Genomic DNA, 24143 nt, shown 5'->3' on the forward strand with positions numbered 1-24143 from the left:
GGACGGGGAGGCTTCGTTGCCTCCCGCGTTCAAGCGCTCGACAGCTTTCAGGAAGGTAAAAAAGGGTGATATAGGACGCTTCCGACGCTCGCGTAGGATGCATCCGAGTGTTGATGCTGCGTACCTGTAGGACTGTTCGCGGCTGGCGTTTGATGGCGTCCAGCCGTTGGGGGGGGGGCCGGAAGCAGAAGATCAAAAGATCGCAGGCTTCGCCAGCTCCTACGGGGATGTACGCCTTACATTCGTAGGCGCTGCCGCAGGCTGCGATCTTTTATGCCGTCAAATGCTGATGACTACGCTGGCACGCTGACGCGCGTGGTCATTTTCATCAGCCAGTAATAACTCAACGCCGGCACCAGCAACCCGACGATCCACGCCAGATCCACCCCATCCAGCGCCGTGGCCACCGGGCCGACGTACAGCGTGGTGTTCATGAACGGAATTTCCAGGGCAATCGCCAGCAGGAAACTGCCGCAGGCAATCCGGTTGACCCGTCCGTAGATCCCGTTCAGGTCGAAGATGTCGTCAATCCGGTACTGGCCTTTGCGCAGGCAGTAGTAGTCCACCAGATTGATCGCCGTCCACGGGATCAGGAAGTAGCTCATGAAGAAGATGAAGTTGAGGAAGAAGCTGATGAAGTCGTCCTGACTGATGGTGCACAGGGCCGTGGCCACCAGGCTGATCAGCAGCATGAACACGCCGCGCACCCGTGGCGTCACCTTGAGTCGGGCGAAAGGTTCGATCACGGTGATGGTCGACATGAACGCGCCGTACAGGTTGAACACGTTGATCGACACCTGGCCGTAGACGATGAAGGCGAACAGCAGCACCGCGCCAGGGCCGAACAGACCGGCGACATGCCCGCCGACGTTGCTGGAGAAGTCGCCGATGCCGACGCTCAGGATCGCCCCGAGAATCATCATCCACGCACCGCCGCTGACCGTGCCGGCGTAGCTGTACCAGAACACCTGGGCGGTCGGCGTGTTGCTCGGCAGGTAGCGCGAATAGTCGGCGACATAAGGCGCGTAGGACAGTTGCCAGGTTACGGCAATACTCACCGCCACCAGGAACTTCGATAGCGAGAAGCCTGTTGGCAGCCACTGTTCGGCCGGGATCGGCAACTGCAAGGCGAGCACCGTGGCGGCGACGAACACCACCAGCGACAGAATCGACAGCAGCTTCTGCAAGCGGTGAATCAACCGATAGCCATAGAGCGCGACGATGAAGCACAACGCGCCGATCAGGTAGATATTGCCGGACATCGGCAGCGGGCTGACGGACTCCAGCGCCTGGGCCGCGAGCAAGGTGTTGCTGACGAAGAAACCCAGGTAGATCAGCATCACGAACAGCAGCGGCAACACCGCCCCCAACACGCCGAATTGCGCCCGGCTCTGGATCATTTGCGGAATGCCCAGCTTCGGTCCCTGGGCCGAGTGGGAGGCCATGAAAATCGCCCCGAGCAACGAGCCGATGATGATCGCCAGCGCGCTCCAGAACAGGTTGAGCCCCATCACCACCGGCAACACGCCGGAGGCGATGGTGGTGATGTTCATGTTGGCGCCGAACCAGATATAGAACAGCGAACCCGGCTTGCCGTGGCGTTCGGTCTCGGGGATGAAATCGATGCTTCTTTTTTCGACTTGCATGGCGATCACTCCTGAGTCCGGACGAGACGGGATTGCAGACGGGCGATGGTGCTTTGCAGCTCATGGGGCTGGTGGGCGAACAGGTCCGGCTGCTCGGGGATCAGGCTGATGTAATCGCGGCGTTCGAGGGCGCGTTGGCACTCGGTGGTGGTGAGGATTTCCAGTGCGTAGACCCAGTTGGCCAGGATCAGCAGGGCCGAGTAATGCCCGGCCTCGGTGGTCGTGGTGCAGGCATCGCTGACCAGGCGCACGCGATAACCCAGGGCGAAGGCATCGAACACACTGGTGAGCACGCAGACGTCGGTCAGCACGCCGCAGACGATCAGTGTGTTGACCTCCATTGCCTTGAGTCGGGCATCGAGGTCGGTGCGATGAAAGGCACTGTACCGGCCCTTGTCGATGATCAGCTCACCGGGCTGCGGCCTCAGCGACCCGATGATTTCCACTTGCCGGGTGCCGGCGCGGTAACTGCCGGGGCCTCCGTCGGCGGCCAGGGGTTCGCCGTGGGGCAGGTCACTGCCATCGGCCTGATTGATGTGGCGGGTATAGATGACAGGCGTCCGCTGATGGCGGGCGGTATCGAGCAGGGCGGCGGTATGGGCGACCACCCTGTCGAGGTTTTCCAGGACGAAGCCGTCCTCCTGCTGCATGTCGATGATCAACAGCGCGTTGTTATTGTTCATTGGGCAAACCTGATCAAGGCGAAACACGATGCACCGTACGCGCCACGCAATGGCGAGACGCGGGGTGCGTGATTGGCTGTTCGGGTGGGCTCAGTGAACTATTTGCCAGAAACCGTTCTGCTTGGCCGAAACGCTGGCGCGCAGGCGCTTGAAATGCAGGTGCGAAGCGGTCCATTCACCGCGCAGGTAAGCCCGCGCGGCGCCGGAGGGAAGGGCGAGTGATGGGAGGCGACCAGTCATCATTGGAATCGACCCTTGTGGGAACTCGCTCCTACCGGAACGCTGGCACCACGTGCTTGATGAACAGCTCCAGGGATTTTTTCTTTTCCGCGTGGGGCAGGCTGTTATCGCACCAGAAGCTGAATTCGTCGACCCCCAGTTCCTGGTAGTACTTGATGCGCGGAATGATTTCTTCCGGGGTGCCGATCATGGCGGTCTTGTGCAGGCTTTCCAGCTCGAACTCCGGGCGACCGGCGAATTTCTCTTCCGGGCTCGGCGCGAGGAAGCCGTTGACCGGGGTGGTCTTGTTGCCGAACCAGGCATCGAAGGTGCGGTAGAACTTCGAGATCGCCTTGGCCCCGACTTCCCAGCCCTGTGGATCGTCGGCGGTGTGCACGTGGGTGTGACGCAGCACCATCAGTTGCGGGCGCGGCACGCCAGGGTTGTTATCGAGCGCGGCCTGGAACTTGTTCTTCAGGTCGAGGACTTCCTCGTCGCCTTTCATCAGCGGCGTGACCATGACGTTGCAGCCGTTGGCCACGGCGAAGTTGTGCGAATCCGGGTCGCGGGCGGCGATCCACATCGGCGGGTTCGGCTGCTGGATCGGCTTGGGCACGCTGGTGGAGGTCGGGAATTTCCAGATGTCGCCGTCATGGGCATAGTCGCCGTTCCACAGTGCCCGCACCACCGGGACCATTTCCCGCAACGCCTGGCCGCCGGAGGACGCCGGCATGCCGCCGGCCATGCGGTCGAACTCGATCTGGTAGGCGCCACGGGCCAATCCCACTTCCATGCGCCCGTTGCTGATCACGTCGAGCAACGCGCACTCACCGGCCACCCGCAGCGGATGCCAGAACGGCGCGATGATGGTGCCGGCACCCAGGTGGATGGTGGTGGTCTTGCCCGCCAGATAAGCCAGCAGCGGCATCGGGCTTGGCGAGATGGTGTACTCCATGGAGTGGTGTTCGCCGATCCACACGGTGCTGAAACCACCGGCCTCGGCCATCAGCGTCAGTTCGGTCAGGTCTTCGAACAACTGGCGGTGGCTGACGCTTTCGTCCCAACGTTCCATGTGTACGAACAGGGAAAACTTCATGACGCTTACCTCGGATCTATTGTTGTCGGCCGGTCGATCGCGGGCCTGTTGATTTTTGGTATACCATAATACGAATTGAAGAGCAAAAGATCGCAGCCTTCGGCAGCTCCTACGGGCGATATGCGTTTGCCCCTGTAGGAGCTGCCGAAGGCTGCGATCTTTTCAATGGTCAGGCCAGAACGGGCAAAGCGCCCATCTTGCCGTGGCAATACACCAGCGGGCCGGCATTCTGGTTGGGCACGATCAGGTTCTTCACCGCACCGACCATGATGGCGTGGTCACCACCTTCATATTCGCGCCACAGCTCACATTCGATGACCGCCGTGGCGTTGGCCAGAATCGGGTTGCCCAGTTCGCTCAACGTCCACTCGATCCCCTGGGCCTTGTCCTTGCCCTTGCGCGCGAAGGCATAGGCTTCGTTTTGCTGGCCGCCGGACAGCACGTGGATGGCGAAATGCTTGTTCTTGATCAGGACCGGGTAGGAATCGGAACTGTAGTTGGGGCAGAACAGCACCAGGGCCGGGTCCATCGACAGCGAGCTGAACGCGCTGGCGGTCAGGCCGACGATTTGCCCGTCGTCATCCAGGGTGGTGATCACGGTCACTCCGGACGGGAACGACCCCATGACTTGTTTATAGATGGCGGCATCGATCATTGGACGGTCCTCGGGTGCTGTGGTGCGTTTTTATGTGTTTGTAGGTCTGATGGTATACCGTAATACGTCGATTGCAAGGTCTTTTTGGGTGAACCGATAAACGTAAGGCTTTCGTCTTAAGCCCAATGATTACAGGGCTTTCAGCTAGTCAGTGCTGGCGCGCTTCGGGCAGGATGCCGGCTCAGATGCTTGTTTAAAGACCGGATCAGTCTTGTGTAAAGTTTGGAATACCATAATATGGTTCGCATCTGAGGGGCGGCCAGAGAGTCCCCCCGGTTTGGCTTCATACAAAGATAAGAACAGACAAACTCGAGTTCATGCACATGTCCCAGATGTCCCGGCAAGACCCGTTGATCGAGAACCACACGGTCGACTACGTTCCACTCGCAGAGCGCCACGGGAAGGCCCGCGATCTCTTCACCCTGTGGTTCAGCACCAACATCGCGCCACTGCCCATCGTCACCGGCGCCATGGTGGTCCAGGTGTTCCACCTCAACCTGTTCTGGGGGTTGCTGGCAATTGCCCTCGGGCACATGGTCGGCGGCGTGGTGATTGCGCTGGCGTCGGCCCAGGGGCCGTGCATGGGCATCCCGCAGATGGTGCAGAGCCGTGGCCAGTTCGGCCGTTATGGCGCGCTGCTGATCGTGTTCTTCGCGGCGTTGATCTACATCGGTTTCTTCATTTCCAACATCGTGCTGGCGGGCAAATCGATTGTCGGCATTGCGCCGTCGGTTCCGGTGCCGGCCAGCATCCTCATCGGCGCCCTCAGCGCCACGGCCATCGGAGTGATTGGCTATCGCTTCATCCATACCCTCAACCGTATCGGCACCTGGGTGATGGGCAGCGCCTTGCTCGCGGGTTTCCTCTATATCTTCGCCCATGATCTGCCGGCGGACTTCTTCACCCGCGGCGGGTTCAACCTGTCCGGCTGGCTGGCCACGGTGTCGCTGGGCATCATCTGGCAGATCAGCTTCTCGCCGTACGTGTCGGACTATTCGCGTTACCTGCCGGCGGATATCGGCATCACCCGGCCGTTCTTCGCCACTTACCTGGGGGCGACCCTGGGCACGATCCTGTCGTTCACCTTCGGCGCCGTGGCGGTACTGGCAACCCCGGAAGGCACCGAGGCGATGGCGGCGGTCAAGCAGTCCACCGGTTGGCTGGGGCCGATCCTGATGGTGTTGTTTCTGCTCAACATCATCAGCCACAACGCCTTGAATCTGTATGGCGCGGTGCTGTCGATCATCACCTCGATCCAGACCTTCGCCAGCCAGTGGACGCCCAGCATCAAGGTGCGCGTGGTGTTGTCGAGCATCGTGCTGGCGGGCTGCTGCGTGGTGGCGCTGGGGGCCTCGGCGAATTTCATTGCGCAATTCATCGGCCTGATCCTGGCGCTGTTGCTGGTGCTGGTGCCGTGGGCCTCGATCAACCTGATCGACTTCTACCTGATCAAGCGTCGTCGCTATGACATCGCCTCGATCTTCCGGGCTGACGGCGGTATCTACGGGCGCTTCAACCTGCACGCGATCATTGCCTACTTCATCGGCATCATCGTGCAACTGCCGTTTGCCAACACATCGTTGTACGTCGGGCCGTACGCCAATCTTGTGGAGGGCGCGGACCTGTCGTGGCTGGTGGGGCTGGCGGTGACGTGCCCGTTGTATTACTGCCTCGCAACACGAAACCAGTCGCAGCAAAGCCGCTCGGTCGAACTCGGCTACACCGACTGAGGCAAATCCTTTCGTGTTCGTCTGAAAATGCCCGGCGCTTTGTCGGGCATTTTTGTTTTCGGCAATCGCTCAGCAATGATTGAACGCATTCAGGCCGCGTTGTACCGCCGGCCTGGCTTCGACCGAGTCGAACCAGCGCGAAAGTTGCGGAAGCTCTTTCCATTCCAGTCGATCACGGAACGCTGTGACGATGGTGAACGCCGAAATGTCGGCCATGGAGAACTGCTCTCCGGCCATGAATCCGGCAGCCAGAAAACATTCCGCGTAAGTCAGTTGCTCGATCACCCGCAGATCAATGATCGCCGCGGCCTTGTCCTGCCCCGCCTGGTGCAGGAAAAACGCCGCATGGCTGGGGGCGATGACATCGGTCACGAAAAAGAAATAGCGGTCGATCACCCGGGTGCGCGCAGGTCCCGGCTGCGCCGGTGCGAGCCTTCCGGGGGCAATGGAGTCGGCGTACTGGATGATGGCGTTGGACTGGTTGATGACCAGCGGCGGCGCTGTCCCGTGATCGATCAGGGTCGGGACCTTCCCGGCCGGGTTAAGTGCCAGGAAGGCCGGCCCACGATGCTCCTGTGCGTACAGGTCGAGCCTGCGTGCGGTGTAGGCGATGCCCGACTCTTCCAGGGCAATCGCTGCCCGCAGGCTGTTGCCGGTGTTCGCGCCGTAAAGTTCGATTTGATCGTTCATGGGTCATTGCTCCTGTTGGGACAGGCAAGCAGCCACCGAGCACCGCCGACGATGTCAGTATGGTGAAAATCCGCCGCACCGATATACAAAAACAGTGATCGTCCATATCCCTGCGCGACAAGCCTTATCCCTGCACGAAAACTACTTTCATCGCGTTTGATAATAGCCTCTCGAAATGTTTTAAGAGTTTCACAAGCCAGTCAGTCAACCCTCACCCCGAACGTACGATGCTCATGCCACTCATCGAGCGCGCCTGTTTTCGCGCCCGTGTTGAGCGCTGTTGCGTGGGCGGCAACCGGGTCCTGCCTGGCGGTGAAACCTTCAAATAACGATAAGAAACACCCAGGAGCACCCTATGTTCAAACGAGCCATCCCCACCGCAGTCTTGCTGGCCACCAGTTCGGTGTGCGCACAAGCGGCTGACACCGCAAGCCATGGTTTCCTGGAAGACAGCAAGGCCAGCCTGTCCATGCGCACCCTGTACTTCAACAGCGACAATCGCGATGGCAGCGCGGCCCCTTCGAAAACCGAAGAGGCGGCCCAGGGTTTCGTGTTGCGCTATGAGTCCGGGTTTACGCAGGGCGCGGTGGGGTTCGGGCTCGATGCCCAGGCATTGCTCGGCATCACGCTGGACAGCGGCGCGGGGCGCCACGTCGGCAGCGGCATGATTCCCTCTGACGGCGACGGCGCGGCGGCCGCCTGGAGCAGCTTCGGTCCTACGGCGAAGATGCGCCTGGCCAGGACGGAATTTCGCTACGGCACCTTGCTGCCGAAATTGCCGATCCTGCTGGCGAACGATGCCCGTGTGTTGCCGCAATCGTTTACCGGCGCGCAGATCACATCCAACGACATCGATGGCCTGACGTTGACCGGCGGTGTGCTGGAGCACGCGGTAGGGCGTGCCTCGACGGACCGCACAGGCCTGTCGGTCGCCGGCAGCACGCAGGACAGCAACAAGTTCTACTACGCCGGCGGCGACTACAACCTCACCAGGAATCTGAAGACCCAGTATTACTTCGCGCAACTGGAAGACTTCTACAACCAGAACTTCCTCGGGCTGACGCACATCCTGTCCATCGACAGCGCGAGCTCACTGACCACCGACCTGCGCTATTTCCGCACCACGTCGAGCGGTGCCAACAGCTCTGCCGCCGGCCGCGCGCAAGGCTATCGGGTGTCGGGCTATACCGACGACAACGACGGTGAAATCGACAACAGCACCTGGTCTGCGATGGTCACCTACACCCATGGCGGGCACGCGGTGTCGGTGGGGCATCAACAGGTGGGTGGCGGCAGCAACTTCGTCCAGCCCAACCAGGGCAGCCTGGTGGACAAGGGGGCGGGCGGCGGCAGTGTCTACCTGCCCACCGACAAGATGATCCAGAACTTTGCCCGGGCCGGCGAGCAGACCAATTTCGGCCAATACACCTACGACTTCGCGCCCTTGGGCGTGCCGGGCCTGAAAGCCTCGATCGTGTATCTCAAGGGCATGGACATCAAGGCGCAAAACGCCAGTGACCAGTCCGAGTGGGAGCGCGACATGACCCTGGACTACGTGTTGCAGTCGGGCACGTTCAAGGGGGTGGGGTTCTCCTTGCGCAATGCCAAATCGAACACTGACGCGGGCCGCAATGTGGATCAGAGCCGGTTCATCATCAACTACACCTTGTCGTTGTTGTAGGTGAGCAACGAGATAGAACAGAGGGTGATTGTGGCGAGGGAGCTTGCTCCCGCTGGGTCGCGCAGCGGCCCCCATTATTCGCTCATATACCGCGTCGGCAGGATGTGCGACTACTGCGCAGCCGAGCGGGAGCAAGCTTCCTCGCCACAGGGGGCCCGGCTCATTCAGGAACCCGGTTTGTCTGTTTCTCGCTGAAGCGCGGTGGCTCATTGACTGCGTTCACACCCTTGTCCCAAAGCGCAACCAACCCACCGAAAGTCCCGACATAGGCCGTGCCATCCGGTGCCAGTGTGATCGGCGACCAGTTGTTGTCGAACGCCTGGCCGACCCCGCTCAACGCCTTGAATCGGGTCTGGCCGCTGTCGAAATCCAGCGCCATCAGGTACCAGGCGTTCTCGCCGTCGGGCTGCGGCTCGAAAGTGTAGAAGTACAACAGGCCGTTGCTCACCGAGAGTTTGGGGACCACCGAAGGCGACCGCTCCTTCGATTCCCAGACCCGGTCGCAGCCCGACTCATCGGTGCGGATGTCGATGCGGCTGATGCCGCCATGCACGGCCTGCCAGTCCTTCTGCGCGAAGGCGCTGGTGTAGCCGGCATTGTTCTCGAGGATGATCGAGCGCCCCCAGCCGATGGCCGAGTTGTCGGTGGCCGAGGCGTTGTTGTCGAACACCGGCAGCTTGCAGATCAGTCGGTTGCCGGCGTAGTCCTGCTCGCGACGGTAGACCAGCAGGTTGATGCGCCCGTCGCTGTTGTCGGTGATGGTGACGTAGCGCTCGCCGAGCAGGGTCGGGGTCGTGCCGCTGCCCTGATTGATCGCCCCGACCTTGCGCCCGGTGCCACGGTCGTAGACTTCGCGCCAGCCTTGCACGGGCTTGCCATCGGCATCGGCGGCGAAGCGGTACATGGCGTGGTCGGACACCAGATAGACGCCATCGGCCGCCACCGACATGCCGTTCTGGATTTCTTCGTTGGCCAGTTGGATGCCCTGGACCTTGCCGGTGTTCGGGTTCAGGGTACCGATGCGCCCGCGTCGGGTGATCCACCAGATCAAGCCCTGATGATCAGGCATGACCCCGGTAATGGGATCGCACTCACCCTTGGGAAACCAGGAAGTAGGGCGCACGCAATCGTGGGGAACCTTGTCGCTCAGGTCCCAGTTGTCGACCTCTTCGAACGACCACGCACCGGATTGATCCTGACGATGCACCACGCGCTGGATGTGCTGCTCGGCATCGGCGATGACCACGCGATTCTGTTCGTCGACATAGAAATAGGCGCCGGAGGTGTCGGCCATGATCTTGTCCGGGTCCAGGGTAATCAGCGCGTGGAAGGTCGACGGACGCGGCGGCAGCGGGTAGCGGGCCAGCAGCTTGAGAGTGCGCGGTTCGAGCAGTTGCAGTTCGAACTGCATCAGGTTGGCGCACAGCACCACCAGGCGACCCTGCTGATCGAAGGTATGGATCGGGCACATGCCGCCGGGCTTGCGACTGCCGTCGCGGCTGCTCACTTGCATGTCGCCGCCCAATGGACCGGGGCCGGGGTGCGAGTCGGAGCTGTAGCCATCGGCATGCATGTAGCTGCTGCCGTTGCTGGCCATGAAGGGGTTTGCGGGTATGGCGCCGCTCAGCGGTCGAGGGACAGTGGCGCTGCCGATCAATGCAGTGGCATTGCCGGTGCTGGCCAGCGGTTGTGGGTCATAGGGTTCGGAACAGGCGCTGAGCAGGCCGAGCAGGGGCAGGGCAAGCAGGAGTGGAGCACGCATCGAAGCCTCGCGATCTTGTTATTGGTGTGATGCGCAATAAGCAGCAAGGAGACTGCCCGGGCATCGGCTGTTTGGACTAACCCACGGTGAAGTGCTTCGCGCCGCTGATCAATGCGGACACCTATTTTGGCCATTTCGGTCTCCTTTTGGCCTGCCTCACGCTGTGAACCGACCACGCCGTCAGCAAGAATCAGACGCGGGTGGCTGAGTCGGCAACCCGCATTGAAACCACAACCAGACGCTTCACTTCCTTGCCCTTGGCTATTTTCAAGGCCGCTGCCGTGTACAGAACATAAAAACCATCGAACTCACGCCACACTTGGGGAAACGATCCATGGACTCAATGAAACGCATACTGGGCGTCACCGTTTGCGGACTGTCGCTGCTGGCCAGTGCCGTGCACGCCGAACAGCGCGAATTGCGGGTGTACAACTGGGCGGACTACATCCTGCCGTCGGTGCCCAAGGATTTCGCCAGGGACACCGGGATCAAGGTGACCTGGGACACCTTCGACACCAACGAGTCCCTGGAAGCCAAGCTGCTGACCGGCAACTCGGGTTACGACCTGGTGGTGCCGTCGAACCAGTTCATCGAAACCCAGATCAAGGCGGGCGTGTTCCAGAAACTCGACAAGTCCAAGCTACCGAACTGGTCGCACCAGGACCCGGCCTTGCTCAAGCTGCTGGACAAGAACGACCCGGGCAACCAGTACGGCGTGCCCTACATGTACGGCACCGTGCTGATCGGCTTCAACCCGGCCAAGGTCAAGGCGGCGCTGGGCGAGAATGCACCGGTGGACAGCTGGGACCTGGTGTTCAAGCCCGAGAACATGGAGAAGCTCAAGGCCTGTGGCGTCGCCATGCTCGACTCGCCGTCGGAGATCCTGCCGCTGGCCCTGCATTACCTGGGGCTGGACCCGAACAGCCAGAACCCCGATGACTACGAAAAAGCCAAGGCGCTGATGCTCAAGGTTCGCCCCTACGTCACCTACTTCAACTCCGCCAAGTACATGACCGACATCGCCAACGGCGATATCTGCGTGGCCATCGGTTACTCCGGCAGCTTCTATCAATTCGGCAATCGCGCCAAAGAGGCGGGCAACGGCGTGGTCGTCGACTGGCGCCTGCCGAAAGAGGGCGCACCGATCTGGTTCGACACCTTCGCCATCCCGAAAAGCGCGAAGAACGTCGCCGAGGCCCACGAATTCCTCAACAACCTGCTGGACCCGAAAGTCATCGCGCCGATCAGCGACTTCCTCGGTTACCCGAATGCCAATAAGGACTCGCTGGCGCTGATCAACAAGGACATCACCGGCAACCCGAACCTGACACCGACCAGCGAGGCCTTGAAGACGCTGTACGTCGTGCAGCCATTGCCGCAAAAGCTTGAGCGGGTGCGTACGCGGGTCTGGACCAGTATCAAGTCCGATCAGTAACAGCGAGAAATTGTGTGAGATCTCTGTGGGGCACAGATTTTGTGTACACCACATGACCCTGTGGGAGCGGGCTTGCTCGCGAAGGCAGAGTGTCAGTCAATGCATATGTCGACTGATCCAGCGCATTCGCGAGCAAGCCCGCTCCCACAGTTTGTTCTGTGTGGGGCTCAGCGAAAGAATTCGCCCGGTGTTTCGCCGAACTGCTGACGGAAGGCCGCGATAAACGCCGAGGTCGAATCGTAGCCACAGGCCAACGCGACGTCGGTCACGCGCTCGCCCTGCTCCAGTGGCGTCAGGGCGCCAAGCAAACGCAAGCGCTGGCGCCAGGCGCGAAAGGTCAGGCCGGTGTCGCGCAGGAACAGGCGACTGAGGGTTTTCTCGGTGACGCCGAATTGGTCGCTCCAGTGACTGAGGGTGGTCTGTTGCTCCGGGTGCGACTCCAGGCTTTGGGCGATTTGCCGCAATCGGCTGTCCTGGGGCAGGGGTAGCATCAGGTCGATCTGCGGTGCCTCAGCCAACTGATCCAGAATCACCTGGGCCAACCGACCGTGCGGTCCGTCCTGATCGTATTCCACCGGTATCTGACTGAAGGCGCGGATCAACTCACGCAACAAGTCGCTGACCCCCAACACATGACACCCCGGCGGCGCCCACGTCGAGACACTGCAATCGATGTACAGGCTGCGCATCTCCGTGCGCGGCGAACTGAACACCCGGTGCGGCATGCCCGCCGGAATCCACACCGCACGCTCCGGCGGGGCGACGAAGCGCCCGGCGCCGGTCTGTATTTCGAGCACGCCCGCAATCGCATAGGAAAGCTGCACCCACGGATGGCTGTGGCGCCGGGTCAGGGCGCGATTGGGCAGCGATTCGGTACGGCCATAGAGCGGTCGTGGCAGGCTGGACAGCCCGGGAATACTGCGTCGAACACTCTTGTCATGTCCTTTAGGCGGCATCAGCTGGCTCATCGGCGTTAGTCGGTAATTCCCAGTCACGTTAGAGTCGCTTTCACGTACTGGCAACCCCCGGATGATCAACCCCATGACTCGCCCCCGTCTGTTACCCGACAACTTCACCCTGACCCTGATCGGCGTCGTGACGCTCGCCAGCCTGCTGCCCGCCAGCGGTCAGGTCGCGGTCGGTTTTGGCTGGCTGACCAACATCGCCATCGCGCTGCTGTTTTTCCTGCATGGCGCCAAGCTGTCCCGCGAATCGATCATCGCCGGTGCCGGGCACTGGCGCCTGCATCTGCTGGTGTTCAGCCTGACCTTCGTGCTGTTCCCGCTGCTCGGCCTGGCGCTCAAGCCGCTGCTGTCGCCGCTGATCGGCAATGACCTGTACATGGGCATGCTCTACCTCTGCGCGCTGCCTGCCACGGTGCAGTCGGCGATTGCCTTTACCTCCCTGGCGCGGGGCAACATCCCGGCGGCGATTTGCAGCGCGGCGGCGTCGAGCCTGTTCGGGATTTTCCTCACGCCGTTGCTGGTGGCCCTGCTGTTGAACGTGCACGGCGAAGGCGCCTCGACCCTCGACGCCATTCTCAAGATCAGCGTGCAGTTGCTGCTGCCGTTCATTGCCGGGCAGATCGCTCGGCGCTGGATCGGCAACTGGGTGGCGCGCAACAAGAGTTGGTTGAAGTTCGTCGACCAGGGGTCGATTTTACTGGTGGTCTACGGCGCGTTCAGCGAGGCGGTAATCGAAGGCCTGTGGCAGCAGATTCCATTGCTGGATCTGGTCGGGCTGGTGCTGGTTTGCTGCATCGTTCTGACGCTGGTGTTGGTGGCCGCGACCGTACTGGGCAAGGCGTTCGGTTTTAATCAGGAAGACCGCATCACCATTTTGTTCTGCGGTTCGAAGAAAAGCCTGGCGACCGGGGTGCCGATGGCGCAGGTGTTGTTTGCCGGCAGCACCATTGGCTTGCTGATCTTGCCGCTGATGCTGTTCCACCAGATTCAACTGATGGTCTGTGCGGTGCTGGCGCAGCGTTATGCCAAGCGGTCGGAATCGATTCCGGAACTGATGGCTCAGGTTGATCCTTGATCGGCAAGCAATGGCGGCTCGAGTGAGCCGCCACGGTTTTACGATTTACTGCTTGCCCGCAACCAATGGCGGAGTACGCGGCGGGATCATGCGTTTGCTGCCGGTCGACTCGAACGCCGATGCCAGGTGCAGCAGCGACGAGTCGTCATAGGCACGACCGGCAAAGGTCAGGCCGACCGGCATGCCGATGTCCGGCATCACGCCCATCGGCACGGTGACCGTTGGCACGCCCAGGTGACGGATGGCGAGGTTGCCATTGGCGACCCACACGCCGTTGCTCCAGGCGATGTCCGCCGATTGCGGATCGACATCGGCATTCGCCGGACCCACATCGGCCACCGTCGGGAACAGCACCGCGTCGAGCCCCAGGCGATCCATCCAGTCTTCCAGATCGATCTTGCGGGTTTTTTCCAGCCCGCGCAGGCCGTCCGGCACCGTGCTGATCTGGTCCCACGGGGTGATGCCGCGCTCGGCCATTCGCACGTATTCGTCCATGCCTGCGGCCAGGTCGCCCTCGCGGTTGGGCAGGGTGCCCGGGTCGTGAGGGAAGATCTGCGGGCCGTCGACATCGACGAGGCGATTCAGTTTGGGATCGCCGTTGGCTTGCAGGAAATCATCGAAGGCCCAGGCGGTCAGGTCCCACAATTCATGGTGCAGAAATTCTTTGGAGACGATGCCACGATTGAACACGGTCGGCGCACCAGGACGATCGCCTTCGCAATTGGAAACCAGCGGAAAGTCCACTTCGAGCACTTCGGCGCCTGCGGCTTCGAGGGCCTTGCGCGCCTGTTCCCAGAGCCCGATCACCGAAGGACGGGTATTGATGCGCTGGCCGGTCGGGCCACCAATGCCCGGTGCTTCGGACGTACCGGCTTCAGGGTCGGCGTTGATGTACATGCGTGGAATGCCGAACTTCTTGCCTTTGAGCGCATCACTGTTGGCGGCCAGCGCCGCGTAGGATTCAGGGCGTACCGAAGAGGATTTCGGGATCGGCACCCAGGGTTGCAGGCGCCACAGGTCGCCGCGGGTGTCCGGGTCGTCGGCCACCACCACATCGAGCACTTCGAGCAGGTCGGCCATGGTCCGGGCAAACGGCACGACCACGTCCATGGTCGGGGTCAACGGCCAGTTGCCGCGTACCGAGATCACCCCGCGCGAAGGGGTGTAGGCGCACAAGCCATTGTTCGAGGCCGGGCCGCGCCCGCTCGACCAGGTTTCTTCCGCCACACCGAAGGCCGCGAAACTGGCGGCAGTGGCAGTACCCGCGCCGTTCGACGAGCCGGAGGCGAAAGGGGCGGTGAGGTAGTCAGCGTTGTACGGGCTCTCGGCGCGGCCGTAGACGCCGCGCTGCATCCCGCCGTTGGCCATCGGCGGCATGTTGGTCTTGCCCAGGCAGATCGCCCCGGCAGCACGTAGGCGTTCGATGGTGAACGCATCGCGATAGGCGACCAGGTCCTTGAAGGCCGGGCTGCCGGAAGCGGCGGTGAGGCCCTTGACCAGATAGCTGTCCTTGGCGGTGTAGGGGATACCGTCCAGCGCTCCCAGCGTCTGGCCCTTGGCACGACGGGCGTCGGACGCCTGCGCTTCGGCCAGCGCCTCCGGGTTGCGCACCACGACCGCGTTCAGCGCGGTAGGCGTTTCGGGGCCGTCATAGGCGTCGATTCGCGCGAGATAAGCCTGGACCAGTTCAACCGAGGTGGTCTGGCCGGATTCGAGCGCGGCGCGCAGCTCGGCGATGGAAACTTCAGTAACTTCGATCATGCTGCCACCGCCGCTTGCAGGTGGAGGGTCCCAAACACTTCACTTTTCTCGAAATGGACTTTCATATCGTTATTCTCGTTGCACTGTGTGGCACGACAGGGTCGGGTGTTAAAAATACTGAGCACCATTTAGCATTAAACCGGGATTTTAGGAATCCGTTGTCCAATTTATCTTACAGGCGACAGAAAAAAGGCCACCACAACCCGACGTTGTGGTGGCCCGAGGGTGACTCATTATAGTGGCCCGCGCGCGCAGGCCAATGGATCAGTGAGCGCCGGCAGCCTTGTTCAGGTCGCTTTCGGCCCATTCGGTGTAGACGCAGGCATCGGCGGTGGCCCAGCGCACCCGCACCGGGTCGCCTGCCTTGAGCGGCATTCCGGCGGCGGACAGCGCCTTGACTGTCATCGAGGTGCCGCCAGCAGTGACCACGCTGCAGGTCTGGCTTTCGCCGAGAAACAACACTTCCACGACCTTGGCCGAGACTTCGTTCCAGCCGGCGGCCAGGGGTTCGGCAAGGGCTTGTTCATTGCTCAGGGCCAGGGCTTTTTCCGGGCGCACCATCAGCAGCACGTCCTGATCGGTTTGCAGGCCGGCGGTCAGGCGAATCGACAGCGGCTGCCCTTCGAAGGTCGCCACCGCATTGCCCTGGGCCTTGAGCTTGAGGAAGTTCGAGTTGCCGAGGAACGAGGCGACAAAGGCGTTCGGTGGATTCTGGTACAGGTCGTAGCCGCTGCCCAAACCGACGATCTTGCCGTGGCTGAAAATCGCGATGCGCTGGGACAGGCGCATGGCTTCTTCCTGATCGTGGGTCACGTAGACGATGGTGATGCCCAGGCGTCGATGCAGCTGACGCAGTTCATCCTGCAAGTCTTCGCGCAGTTTCTTGTCCAGTGCGCCGAGGGGTTCGTCCATCAGCAGGATGCGTGGTTCGTAGACCAGCGCCCGGGCAATGGCGACCCGTTGCTGCTGGCCACCGGACAGTTGCGAAGGGCGGCGATGGGCAAATTGCTCAAGTTGCACCAGCTTGAGCATCGCATCGACCCGGCGCTCGCGCTCGGCGGTAGCCAGTTTGCGGATGGCCAGCGGGAAGGCGATGTTGTCGCGTACCGACAGGTGCGGGAACAGCGAATAGCGCTGGAACACCATGCCGATATCGCGTTTGTGCGGCGGCACGTTCACCAGCGACTGGCCATTGACCAGGATCTCGCCGCTGCTCGGGGTTTCGAAGCCGGCCAGCATCGACAGCGTGGTGCTTTTACCCGAGCCGCTGGAGCCGAGGAAGGTGAGGAATTCACCGTCCTTGATGTCCAGCGAGATGTTGTCCACGGCGGCAAAGTCGCCGTAGTGCTTGTTCAGGTTACGCAGGCTGACCAGGGGCTTGTCATTTTGCTGCGCGGAATCTTTGATCACTGCACTCATGTCGTACTCCTGGCGCTCAAGCGCTGATTTCGTTGCGCCGGCGCAGAGCGGCGGCGATCACCATGACCAATACCGAGAGGCCGATCAGCAGCGTCGAGGCGACGGCGATCACGGGCGTCAGGTCCTGGCGCAGGGTGGTCCACATTTTTACGGGAAGGGTTTGCAGGGTCGGGCTGGCCATCATCACGCTCAGCACCACTTCGTCCCACGAGACGAGGAAGGCGAAGAGGGCGCCGGCCACCATGCCCGGACGGATCGCCGGGAAGGTCACCTTGAACACCGCTTGCAGGCGCGAGGCGCCGCAGATCACCGCCGCGTCTTCAATCGACTGATCGAACAGCTTCAGTGAGTTGATGATCGAGATGATGGTGAACGGCAAGGCAACTATGACGTGGCTGACCACGAAGGCGAACATGGTCCCGGTGTAACCCAGTTTCAGGAACAGCGCGTACACCGCCACGGCGATGATCACCAGCGGTACGATCATCGGCAGGGTGAACAGGCCGTAGAGCATTTCCCGGCCGGGGAAGCGGCCACGCACCAGGGCGAACGCGGTGGGCAGGCCCAAAGCGACGGCGAAGAAGGTGGTCAGCACCGCGACCTTGAGGCTGGCCATGGCCGCGTTCATCCAGTCGGCGTTGGAGAAAAACTGGCCGTACCATTTCAGCGTCCAGCCCGGTGGCGGGAACACCAGCCATTGCGACGAACCGAACGACAGCAGCACGATGAACACGATCGGCAGCAGCAGGAACAGACCGATCAGCCCGGTGGTGGCGTACAGGCCGAAGCGCATGCGCCGGCTCATGGCATTGGGGGTCAGGAGCATGACGGCTTACCTCGCGTTGCTGGCGCCAACCGGGGATTCCGGCTGGAGCTTCAGGTAGAAGTAGAACAACACCAGCGTGATCACGATCAGCAACGCGGCGCCGGCGCTGGCCAGGCCCCAGTTGAGGAACGACTGCACCTGCTGAATGATGAACTCGGGCAGCATCATGTTTTGCGCACCGCCCAGCAGTGCCGGGGTCACGTAGTAACCCAGGGACATCACGAACACCATCAGGCCGCCGGAGAACAGCCCCGGCCGGCACAGCGGCAGGAACACCCGGAAGAAGTTGGTCCAGGGGCTGGCGCCGCAGATCGAACCGGCCTGCAGGATCATCGGGTCGATGGCCTGCATGGTCGCCTGCAACGGCAGCACGATGAACGGGATCATGATGTAGCTCATGCCGATCACCACGCCGGTGAGGTTGTGCACCATCTCCAGCGGTTGATCGATGATGCCCATGGCCATCAACGCCTTGTTGATCACCCCGGAGGCTTGCAGCAATACCAGCCAGGAGTAGGTGCGGGCGAGCAGGCTGGTCCACATCGACAGCAGCACGATGTTCAGGATCCAGCGACCCCAGCCACGGGGCACCAGGGTGATCGCCCAGGCCAGCGGGAAGCCCAGCAACAGGCTGAACAGGGTCACCAGGCCAGCCACCGAGAAGGTGTTGAGCAACACCCGGGCATAGGCCGAGTTGGCGAACAGTTGTTCGTAGTTACCCAGGCCCGGCACCGGTTCCAGCACGCCGCGCAGCAGCAGGCCAATCAACGGCGCCAGAAAAAACAGGCCGAGAAACAGCAGGGCGGGCACCAGGTTGCTTGCGCCACGCCAGCGCTGCGCCAGGGAAGGGGATTGCGTCATCACAGCTGCCTTGGCGGGGGCCGAACCGGCAGCGCCAGTGGCGCTCCCGGTGGCAGTGGATGGACGAGACGCGGTTGCCGTCATTTTCATTTGACCAGCCATTCGTTCCACCGTGTCGCGATGGCCGGACCGTTCTTGGCCCAGTACGCGAAATCAAGAGTGATCTGATCCTTTGCGTAAGCGGTCGGCAGGTTTGGCGCCAGCGTCGAGTCCAGGCGCTGCACGCTGTCGACGTTGACCGGGGCGTAGGCGGTCAGGTTGGAGAAGTCCGCCTGGCCCTTGGCACTGCTGGCGTTGGCCAGGAACTTCATCGCCGCGTCCTTGTTCTTCGAGCCTTTTGGAATGACCAGGATGTCGGCCATGACCAGGTTCTGCTTCCAGCTTACGCCGACCGGGGCGCCGTCTTCTTGCAGGGCATGAATCCGGCCGTTCCAGAACTGACCCATGCTCGCTTCACCGGAGGCCAGCAGCTGCTGCGACTGTGCGCCGCCGCCCCACCAGACGATGTCTTTCTTGATGGTGTCGAGTTTTTTGAACGCGCGGTCCAGGTCCAGCGGGTAGAGCTTGTCCGCCGCTACACCGTCGGCCAGCAGCGCCAGTTCCAGCACGCCAGGGCTTGGCCATTTGTAGAGGGCGCGTTTGCCGGGGAAGGTCTTGGTGTCGAACAGCGCGGACCAGTCCTGAGGCTTGTTGGCGCCGAGCTTGCCTTCGTTGTAGCCGAGGACGAAGGAGAAGAAGAACGAGCCGACGCCATGGTCGCTGACAAAGCGCGGGTCGATCTTGTCGCGATCAATGACTTTGAAATCGAGGGGTTCGAGCAAGCCTTCGGCGGCGGCGCGCAGGGCGAAGTCGGCTTCGACGTCGACCACGTCCCACTGCACATTGCCGCTCTCGACCATGGCCTTGAGCTTGCCGTAATCGGTCGGACCATCCTGCACCACGGTGATGCCGCTGGCCTTGCTGAACGGGTCGGCCCAGGCCTGCTTCTGCGCATCCTGGGTGCTGCCGCCCCAACTGACGAAGTTGACGCTTTCAGCCGCCAGCAGTGCCTGGCTGGTGACGCTCAGCAGTCCCGCAAAAAGAACCGCGGTCGCACGTTTGTTCAACACCATTTTCACGCCCTCATTGTTGTGTTTATGAGCGGGGCTTGGAGTGCCCGCCTATCGGGAGCAGTAGGTCCGTCGAGTCAGTGCTGACTGTCCGGTCTATGGAATATCATATTATGGTATTCCAAGCTTTGTGCAAGCACTTTGCCGTACCGGCTATCAGCCGAAAGTGGTTTTTTTGGCTCTGGGGATTGGTCTGAGCCTGTCAGGCAATGCAATCCCTTGTGGGAGCGAGCTTGCTCGCGATGAGGGCGTGTCAGTCGATACAAGTGTTGACTGTCATACCGCTATCGCGAGCAAGCTCGCTCCCACAGGGGGCATCACTCGGTGAATGGAATGCTCTCCACCACCTCCAGGTCATACCCGGTCAAGCCCGCATATTTCAGCGGCGGGCCGAGGTGGCGCAATTTGCCGACTCCCAGGTTCTGCAGGATCTGCGCACCGGTACCCACTTCCGAATAAATCCGTGACTGCGAACGGCTGAACTGCCGGGGCGGCTGGGTCAATTGCGGCACCCGTTCGAGCAACGCCTGGGAGGATTCGTGGTTGGCCAGCACCACCACCACGCCGTGGCCTTCGGCGGCGACACGCTGCAAGGCGGCCCACAAGGTCCAGTTGCTCGGCCCGCTGTATTCGGCACCGACCAGGTCGCGCAATGGATCGATCACATGCACCCGCACCAGTGTCGGTTGCTCGCGGCGCAGATCGCCCATGACCATGGCCATGTGGACACCGCCTTCGATGCGATCCTCAAAGGTGATCAGACGAAAGGTGCCATGCACGGTCGGCAGGTCACGTTCACCGATGCGCACGATGGTGTGTTCGGTGCTCAGGCGATAGTGGATCAGGTCGGCGATGGTGCCGATTTTGATCCCGTGCTTGCGCGCGAACACTTCCAGGTCCGGGCGGCGGGCCATGGTGCCGTCGTCATTCATCACTTCGACGATCACCGAGGCCGGCGTATGGCCGGCCAGGCGTGCCAGGTCGCAACCAGCTTCGGTATGGCCGGCGCGGGTCAGCACGCCACCCTCCCGAGCGCGCAACGGGAAGATATGGCCCGGTTGCACGATATCGGCGGGGCCGGCATGGGCGGCGACGGCAGCGGCCACGGTGCAGGCGCGATCTGCGGCGGAAATACCGGTGGTCACCCCGACGGCGGCCTCGATGGACACGGTGAAGGCGGTGCTGAACACGCTGCCGTTGCTCGGCACCATCTGCTCCAGGCCCAGGCGCTTGCAGTGCTCGTCGGTCAGGGTCAGGCAGATCAGGCCCCGGGCTTCACGGGCCATGAAGCTGATCGCCTCGGGTGTGCAGCAGTCGGCGGCCAGCAACAGGTCGCCTTCGTTTTCCCGGTCTTCATCGTCGACCAGCAGGACCATTTTGCCGAGGCGGTAATCTTCGATGATTTCTTCGATGCTGTTGAAGGCCATGCTGGAGTCTCGGTATTTGTTGGATTGGTAATGTGGTATACCATAATACAAAATAAACCGAGAGGTCACTATGAAGGCTTACTGGATTGCTCATGTGGATGTCACCGACCCTGATCAATACAGCCAATACACCCGGCGGGCGCCCCAGGCGTTTGCCCTGTATGGGGGGCGGATCCTGGCGCGGGGTGGGCGTAGCGAGGCGATGGAAGGCCGGCCTACGCCGCAACGCAGTGTGGTGATCGAGTTTGATTCCTATGAGCAGGCGGTGGCTTGCTATCGGTCGGCGTTGTATCAGGAGGCCAGGGGGTATCGTGAGGGGGTCGCTATGGCTGAGGTGATTATTGTCGAGGGCGTGGTGCCGGTCTAAAAAGTGACTGAGTACATATCCGTTTCTGCGGTAAAGGCGACTTATGGTTTCGCCCTTACGGCGAGTCACTTTTTACAAGCGCCTAAAAAAAGTAACCAAAAAAACGCTCGCCCCGAACGTACGGCCCCTCGCTAAGGCTCGGGGTTCCTTCGCTGCGGCATTCATCCGGGGGCATTGCCCTCCGGTCGGCTTCGCTTCGACCTACATGCAATGAGTTCGACTGCGTCGAACGGCGCTGCGCGCCAGTCCCCGGATGAACACCTCCACTCAGCCTGCCGAGGGGGCGGGTGGATCAAGATCAAGAGCTGCAGGCGAGCTAACGCTCGGCCTGATGAGTGGTGAGAAGCGACGCGGTGGTGTGGGCTGCTCTGTCTTTGCTCTTCTGTGGGAGCGAGCTTGGTCCGGGCGGCGTTCCGACGATGGCGGCCTTATGGCCGACCAATCTCTTTCGGCTAAACGCATTCCCCCTGTAGGAGCTGCCGCAGGCTGCGATCTTTTGATCTTGATTTTCCGCACCCTTCGACATTGTCAAAAATCAAAAGATCGCAGCCTCGTTGCACTCGACAGCTCCTACAGGGAAACACGCACACATCAGAACCAGGCCGGCCGGTAGGCCGCCTCGGGCGCTGGTGATGCTGGCTCGCAAGCTTGCTCGGGTGGTATTCGCCTTGCTGAAAGGGCAAAGCGAATATCAGCCAAAAGCCAGTTGAGGGCTTTCCCTCAACCATAGAATCTCCCACAGGGGACCGCATCCGCAGAGATGGAAATGCACACCTTCAGAAATTAACCGAGGCCCCCCGCACTCCCCCGATGATTATTTTTTGTCGGCCATCGCTTGCGTGTCCCGCCCGATAGTTGGGCACCGTGTCCAGGCTGAGCAAACCTGACCGGAGCCCAATAATGATAAAAAAACGCTCGGCCATAGCCGGAGTCCGTCCGCGGCTTCACCGGCTTGGCCACTCTCGCCCGCAACCCCTTGCGCTGGCGATTCTTGCCGTACTGACGGGGCCAACCTACGCCACCACATTCGACATCAACGAAGACTGGAGCCTGTCGACCAGGACCAGCCTGAGCCTGGGCAGCAGCTGGTCGACGCAAAACCCCGACAAAAGCCTGATGACCCGCGCCAACGCCTTGCAGGCCCAGGGCGTGAATGCCAATGGCACCAGCGTCAGCGCCGACGACAACCGGCTGAACTTCGAGAAGGGCGACACCATCTCGCAACTCTTCAAGGGCCTCACCGATGTCAGTCTCGACGGCCAGGGCCAGGGCGCGTTCATTCGCTTCAAATACTGGTACGACCATGCCTATGAAACCGGCAATGGCCGCTTCAAGGATTTCGACGATTCGGGCTGGGACAACCTGTCAAAATTCAAGGGTTTCGAGGTCCTCGATGCCTACGTCTGGAAAGACTTCCAGGTGGCCGGGCATCCGCTGAACGTGAAGGTCGGTAACCAGGTGCTGTCCTGGGGCGAAGCGCTGCTGATCCAGAACGGCATCAACGTGATCAACCCGCTGGACATCTCGGCGTTCAACCGTCCCGGCGTGGAAATCAAGGAAGGCCAGTTGCCGGTGGAGATGGTCTCCTTCAGTTTCGGCCTGACCGACAGCACCAACCTCGAAGGTTTCTACCAGTACAACTGGCGCCCCAGCGTACTCGATGGTTGCGGCACCTTCTTCGCCAGCAGCGATGTGATCCAGCCGGGTTGCGGGCCACTGTACCTGAGTCAGGTACAGACCGATCAACAGATGCAGGCCGCCGGTTTGTACGCCACGTCCCGGGGTAACGAATCGCCCTCCGACAACGGCCAGTTCGGCTTCGCCCTGCGCCAGATGATCCCGGCGCTCAACGATGCGGAAGCGGCGATCTACTACATCAACTATCACTCGCGGTTGCCGTATTTCACCATTGACGCCAGGAACACCGCCTTGCCCGGCACCTTCCCCGGTGGCATCCAGGGGCCGAGCTATGCGGCGGCCTTCCCGGAAAACATTCACCTTTACGGCATCAGCCTCAATGGCGTCGAGCCGGTCACCGGGATTTCCCTGGCCGCTGAGTTGAGCTACCGGCCGAACATGCCGATCGCGATCAACGCGCCTGACGTCAACGTCGCCGTGATTTCAGGGCCGGGGGGCAGTTCCTGGTTGCAGTTGCCGCCAGGCTTCAGCACCACCAATGGTAGCCAGTTCGATGCGTGGGAACGCAAGGGTGTCTGGCAACTGACCGGTTCGGCCACCCAGGCCATCGACAACGTACTGGGTGCCACGCGCCTGAGCCTGTTCGGTGAAGCCGGGGTCGTGCACATCGACGATCTGGGGGACGAGCGCCTGGGCCGTAACGCCGCGTTCGGCCGCAGCGCCCCGCGCAACGGCACGGCGTGCAACACGGTAGCTTCAGGCGTGACTAACCAATACTGCACCGACAAGGGCTTTGCCACCGATTGGTCGTGGGGTTATCGCCTGCGCGCCAGCCTCGAATACAGCGATGTGTTGCCGGGCATCAACCTGATTCCCGCCGTCAACTGGCGGCATGACGTCTCGGGCTATTCCTACGATCCGCAAGGGCCGTTCCAGGAAGGCCAGCAAGCGCTGGGCGTGAGCCTGACCGGCGTCTACATGAACGATTACAGCGTGGAACTGGCCTACAACACGTTCTTCGGTTCCAACGACTACAGCACCCTCGACGATCGCGATTTCGCATCCGTCAGCTTCAAGGCAGACTTCTAAGGAGAACCG

At 61.6% G+C, this 24143-nt stretch carries 20 protein-coding genes; 6 read left to right on the forward strand and 14 right to left on the reverse strand.

Annotated features, from left to right (window positions below; all coding sequences use genetic code 11):
- Positions 1-293: 293 nt before the first annotated feature.
- The 5 genes from AB4O40_RS28615 to AB4O40_RS28635 form a co-directional block, all read right to left on the reverse strand.
- A complete protein-coding gene (locus AB4O40_RS28615) occupies positions 294-1646 on the reverse strand; it encodes a purine-cytosine permease family protein (protein WP_056723572.1) in 1353 nt (450 codons plus the stop codon).
- A 5-nt stretch (positions 1647-1651) separates the two neighbouring features.
- Positions 1652-2329, reverse strand: a complete 678-nt coding sequence (locus tag AB4O40_RS28620) for a cysteine hydrolase family protein (protein WP_056723575.1) — start codon at positions 2327-2329, stop codon at positions 1652-1654.
- A 90-nt stretch (positions 2330-2419) separates the two neighbouring features.
- Complete coding sequence (locus tag AB4O40_RS28625; protein WP_162130443.1) at positions 2420-2569, reverse strand: hypothetical protein; 150 nt, start codon at positions 2567-2569, stop codon at positions 2420-2422.
- Between the two features lie 31 nt (positions 2570-2600).
- The gene (locus tag AB4O40_RS28630; RefSeq protein ID WP_007982502.1) at positions 2601-3644 is read right to left on the reverse strand and encodes an LLM class flavin-dependent oxidoreductase; all 1044 of its coding nucleotides are present in this window, start codon (positions 3642-3644) and stop codon (positions 2601-2603) included.
- Positions 3645-3813: 169 nt separating this feature from the next.
- The gene (locus AB4O40_RS28635; RefSeq protein ID WP_056723576.1) at positions 3814-4299 is read right to left on the reverse strand and encodes a flavin reductase family protein; all 486 of its coding nucleotides are present in this window, start codon (positions 4297-4299) and stop codon (positions 3814-3816) included.
- A 323-nt stretch (positions 4300-4622) separates the two neighbouring features.
- Between AB4O40_RS28635 and AB4O40_RS28640 the strand changes: the two genes are divergently transcribed.
- The gene (locus AB4O40_RS28640) at positions 4623-6029 is read left to right on the forward strand and encodes a purine-cytosine permease family protein (RefSeq protein ID WP_056723579.1); all 1407 of its coding nucleotides are present in this window, start codon (positions 4623-4625) and stop codon (positions 6027-6029) included.
- Between the two features lie 69 nt (positions 6030-6098).
- Here AB4O40_RS28640 and AB4O40_RS28645 read toward each other — a convergent pair whose 3' ends face one another.
- Positions 6099-6719 (reverse strand): glutathione S-transferase family protein, encoded by a 621-nt coding sequence (locus AB4O40_RS28645; RefSeq protein WP_056723580.1) that lies wholly within the window; start codon positions 6717-6719, stop codon positions 6099-6101.
- A 355-nt stretch (positions 6720-7074) separates the two neighbouring features.
- On the opposite strand from AB4O40_RS28645, the gene AB4O40_RS28650 reads away from it, so the two are divergent.
- A complete protein-coding gene (locus AB4O40_RS28650; RefSeq protein ID WP_460056886.1) occupies positions 7075-8400 on the forward strand; it encodes an OprD family porin in 1326 nt (441 codons plus the stop codon).
- Between the two features lie 160 nt (positions 8401-8560).
- On the opposite strand, the gene AB4O40_RS28655 is transcribed toward AB4O40_RS28650, so the two are convergent.
- Complete coding sequence (locus tag AB4O40_RS28655) at positions 8561-10162, reverse strand: PQQ-binding-like beta-propeller repeat protein (RefSeq protein WP_409079287.1); 1602 nt, start codon at positions 10160-10162, stop codon at positions 8561-8563.
- A gap of 334 nt (positions 10163-10496) precedes the next feature.
- Between AB4O40_RS28655 and AB4O40_RS28660 the strand changes: the two genes are divergently transcribed.
- Complete coding sequence (locus AB4O40_RS28660; RefSeq protein WP_460056883.1) at positions 10497-11597, forward strand: polyamine ABC transporter substrate-binding protein; 1101 nt, start codon at positions 10497-10499, stop codon at positions 11595-11597.
- Positions 11598-11764: 167 nt separating this feature from the next.
- Here the strand turns inward: AB4O40_RS28660 and AB4O40_RS28665 are convergent, their stop codons facing one another.
- Complete coding sequence (locus tag AB4O40_RS28665; RefSeq protein WP_414912967.1) at positions 11765-12553, reverse strand: AraC family transcriptional regulator; 789 nt, start codon at positions 12551-12553, stop codon at positions 11765-11767.
- Between the two features lie 85 nt (positions 12554-12638).
- Between AB4O40_RS28665 and AB4O40_RS28670 the strand changes: the two genes are divergently transcribed.
- Positions 12639-13637: a bile acid:sodium symporter family protein gene (locus AB4O40_RS28670; protein WP_460056880.1), complete on the forward strand. Its 999-nt coding sequence runs from the start codon at positions 12639-12641 to the stop codon at positions 13635-13637.
- A gap of 45 nt (positions 13638-13682) precedes the next feature.
- On the opposite strand, the gene AB4O40_RS28675 is transcribed toward AB4O40_RS28670, so the two are convergent.
- The 6 genes from AB4O40_RS28675 to ribBA all read right to left on the reverse strand — a co-directional run bounded on the left by AB4O40_RS28675 (position 13683) and on the right by ribBA (position 21040).
- Positions 13683-15398, reverse strand: a complete 1716-nt coding sequence (locus AB4O40_RS28675) for an amidase (protein ID WP_460056878.1) — start codon at positions 15396-15398, stop codon at positions 13683-13685.
- 264 nt (positions 15399-15662) lie between these two features.
- Complete coding sequence (locus AB4O40_RS28680) at positions 15663-16817, reverse strand: ABC transporter ATP-binding protein (RefSeq protein ID WP_414918094.1); 1155 nt, start codon at positions 16815-16817, stop codon at positions 15663-15665.
- 16 nt (positions 16818-16833) lie between these two features.
- Positions 16834-17643 (reverse strand): ABC transporter permease, encoded by an 810-nt coding sequence (locus AB4O40_RS28685; RefSeq protein ID WP_007976227.1) that lies wholly within the window; start codon positions 17641-17643, stop codon positions 16834-16836.
- A 6-nt stretch (positions 17644-17649) separates the two neighbouring features.
- On the reverse strand, positions 17650-18594 hold the full coding sequence (locus AB4O40_RS28690) for an ABC transporter permease (protein WP_056723593.1): 945 nt from the start codon (positions 18592-18594) through the stop codon (positions 17650-17652).
- On the reverse strand, positions 18591-19616 hold the full coding sequence (locus AB4O40_RS28695; RefSeq protein WP_056723596.1) for an ABC transporter substrate-binding protein: 1026 nt from the start codon (positions 19614-19616) through the stop codon (positions 18591-18593). The genes AB4O40_RS28690 and AB4O40_RS28695 overlap by 4 nt, the downstream gene beginning before the upstream one ends.
- Before the next feature lie 314 nt (positions 19617-19930).
- Positions 19931-21040, reverse strand: a complete 1110-nt coding sequence (ribBA, locus tag AB4O40_RS28700) for a bifunctional 3,4-dihydroxy-2-butanone-4-phosphate synthase/GTP cyclohydrolase II (RefSeq protein WP_223541504.1) — start codon at positions 21038-21040, stop codon at positions 19931-19933.
- A 70-nt stretch (positions 21041-21110) separates the two neighbouring features.
- On the opposite strand from ribBA, the gene AB4O40_RS28705 reads away from it, so the two are divergent.
- Positions 21111-21407, forward strand: a complete 297-nt coding sequence (locus AB4O40_RS28705; protein WP_414912970.1) for a DUF1330 domain-containing protein — start codon at positions 21111-21113, stop codon at positions 21405-21407.
- A gap of 900 nt (positions 21408-22307) precedes the next feature.
- Complete coding sequence (locus AB4O40_RS28710; protein ID WP_460056873.1) at positions 22308-24134, forward strand: DUF1302 domain-containing protein; 1827 nt, start codon at positions 22308-22310, stop codon at positions 24132-24134.
- Positions 24135-24143: the final 9 nt, after the last annotated feature.

The organism is Pseudomonas sp. S2_F07 (genome assembly GCF_054668325.1).

Excerpts from the sequence above, each read along its gene's own strand:
- AB4O40_RS28615 (WP_056723572.1), bottom strand. The coding sequence starts at position 1,646 with ATGCAAGTCGAAAAAAGAAGCATCGATTTCATCCCCGAGACCGAACGC.
- AB4O40_RS28620 (WP_056723575.1), bottom strand. The coding sequence starts at position 2,329 with ATGAACAATAACAACGCGCTGTTGATCATCGACATGCAGCAGGAGGAC.
- AB4O40_RS28625 (WP_162130443.1), bottom strand. The coding sequence starts at position 2,569 with ATGACTGGTCGCCTCCCATCACTCGCCCTTCCCTCCGGCGCCGCGCGG.
- AB4O40_RS28630 (WP_007982502.1), bottom strand. The coding sequence starts at position 3,644 with ATGAAGTTTTCCCTGTTCGTACACATGGAACGTTGGGACGAAAGCGTC.
- AB4O40_RS28635 (WP_056723576.1), bottom strand. The coding sequence starts at position 4,299 with ATGATCGATGCCGCCATCTATAAACAAGTCATGGGGTCGTTCCCGTCC.
- AB4O40_RS28640 (WP_056723579.1), top strand. The coding sequence starts at position 4,623 with ATGTCCCAGATGTCCCGGCAAGACCCGTTGATCGAGAACCACACGGTC.
- AB4O40_RS28645 (WP_056723580.1), bottom strand. The coding sequence starts at position 6,719 with ATGAACGATCAAATCGAACTTTACGGCGCGAACACCGGCAACAGCCTG.
- AB4O40_RS28650 (WP_460056886.1), top strand. The coding sequence starts at position 7,075 with ATGTTCAAACGAGCCATCCCCACCGCAGTCTTGCTGGCCACCAGTTCG.
- AB4O40_RS28655 (WP_409079287.1), bottom strand. The coding sequence starts at position 10,162 with ATGCGTGCTCCACTCCTGCTTGCCCTGCCCCTGCTCGGCCTGCTCAGC.
- AB4O40_RS28660 (WP_460056883.1), top strand. The coding sequence starts at position 10,497 with ATGGACTCAATGAAACGCATACTGGGCGTCACCGTTTGCGGACTGTCG.
- AB4O40_RS28665 (WP_414912967.1), bottom strand. The coding sequence starts at position 12,553 with ATGCCGCCTAAAGGACATGACAAGAGTGTTCGACGCAGTATTCCCGGG.
- AB4O40_RS28670 (WP_460056880.1), top strand. The coding sequence starts at position 12,639 with ATGACTCGCCCCCGTCTGTTACCCGACAACTTCACCCTGACCCTGATC.
- AB4O40_RS28675 (WP_460056878.1), bottom strand. The coding sequence starts at position 15,398 with ATGATCGAAGTTACTGAAGTTTCCATCGCCGAGCTGCGCGCCGCGCTC.
- AB4O40_RS28680 (WP_414918094.1), bottom strand. The coding sequence starts at position 16,817 with ATGAGTGCAGTGATCAAAGATTCCGCGCAGCAAAATGACAAGCCCCTG.
- AB4O40_RS28685 (WP_007976227.1), bottom strand. The coding sequence starts at position 17,643 with ATGCTCCTGACCCCCAATGCCATGAGCCGGCGCATGCGCTTCGGCCTG.
- AB4O40_RS28690 (WP_056723593.1), bottom strand. The coding sequence starts at position 18,594 with ATGAAAATGACGGCAACCGCGTCTCGTCCATCCACTGCCACCGGGAGC.
- AB4O40_RS28695 (WP_056723596.1), bottom strand. The coding sequence starts at position 19,616 with ATGGTGTTGAACAAACGTGCGACCGCGGTTCTTTTTGCGGGACTGCTG.
- ribBA (WP_223541504.1), bottom strand. The coding sequence starts at position 21,040 with ATGGCCTTCAACAGCATCGAAGAAATCATCGAAGATTACCGCCTCGGC.
- AB4O40_RS28705 (WP_414912970.1), top strand. The coding sequence starts at position 21,111 with ATGAAGGCTTACTGGATTGCTCATGTGGATGTCACCGACCCTGATCAA.
- AB4O40_RS28710 (WP_460056873.1), top strand. The coding sequence starts at position 22,308 with ATGATAAAAAAACGCTCGGCCATAGCCGGAGTCCGTCCGCGGCTTCAC.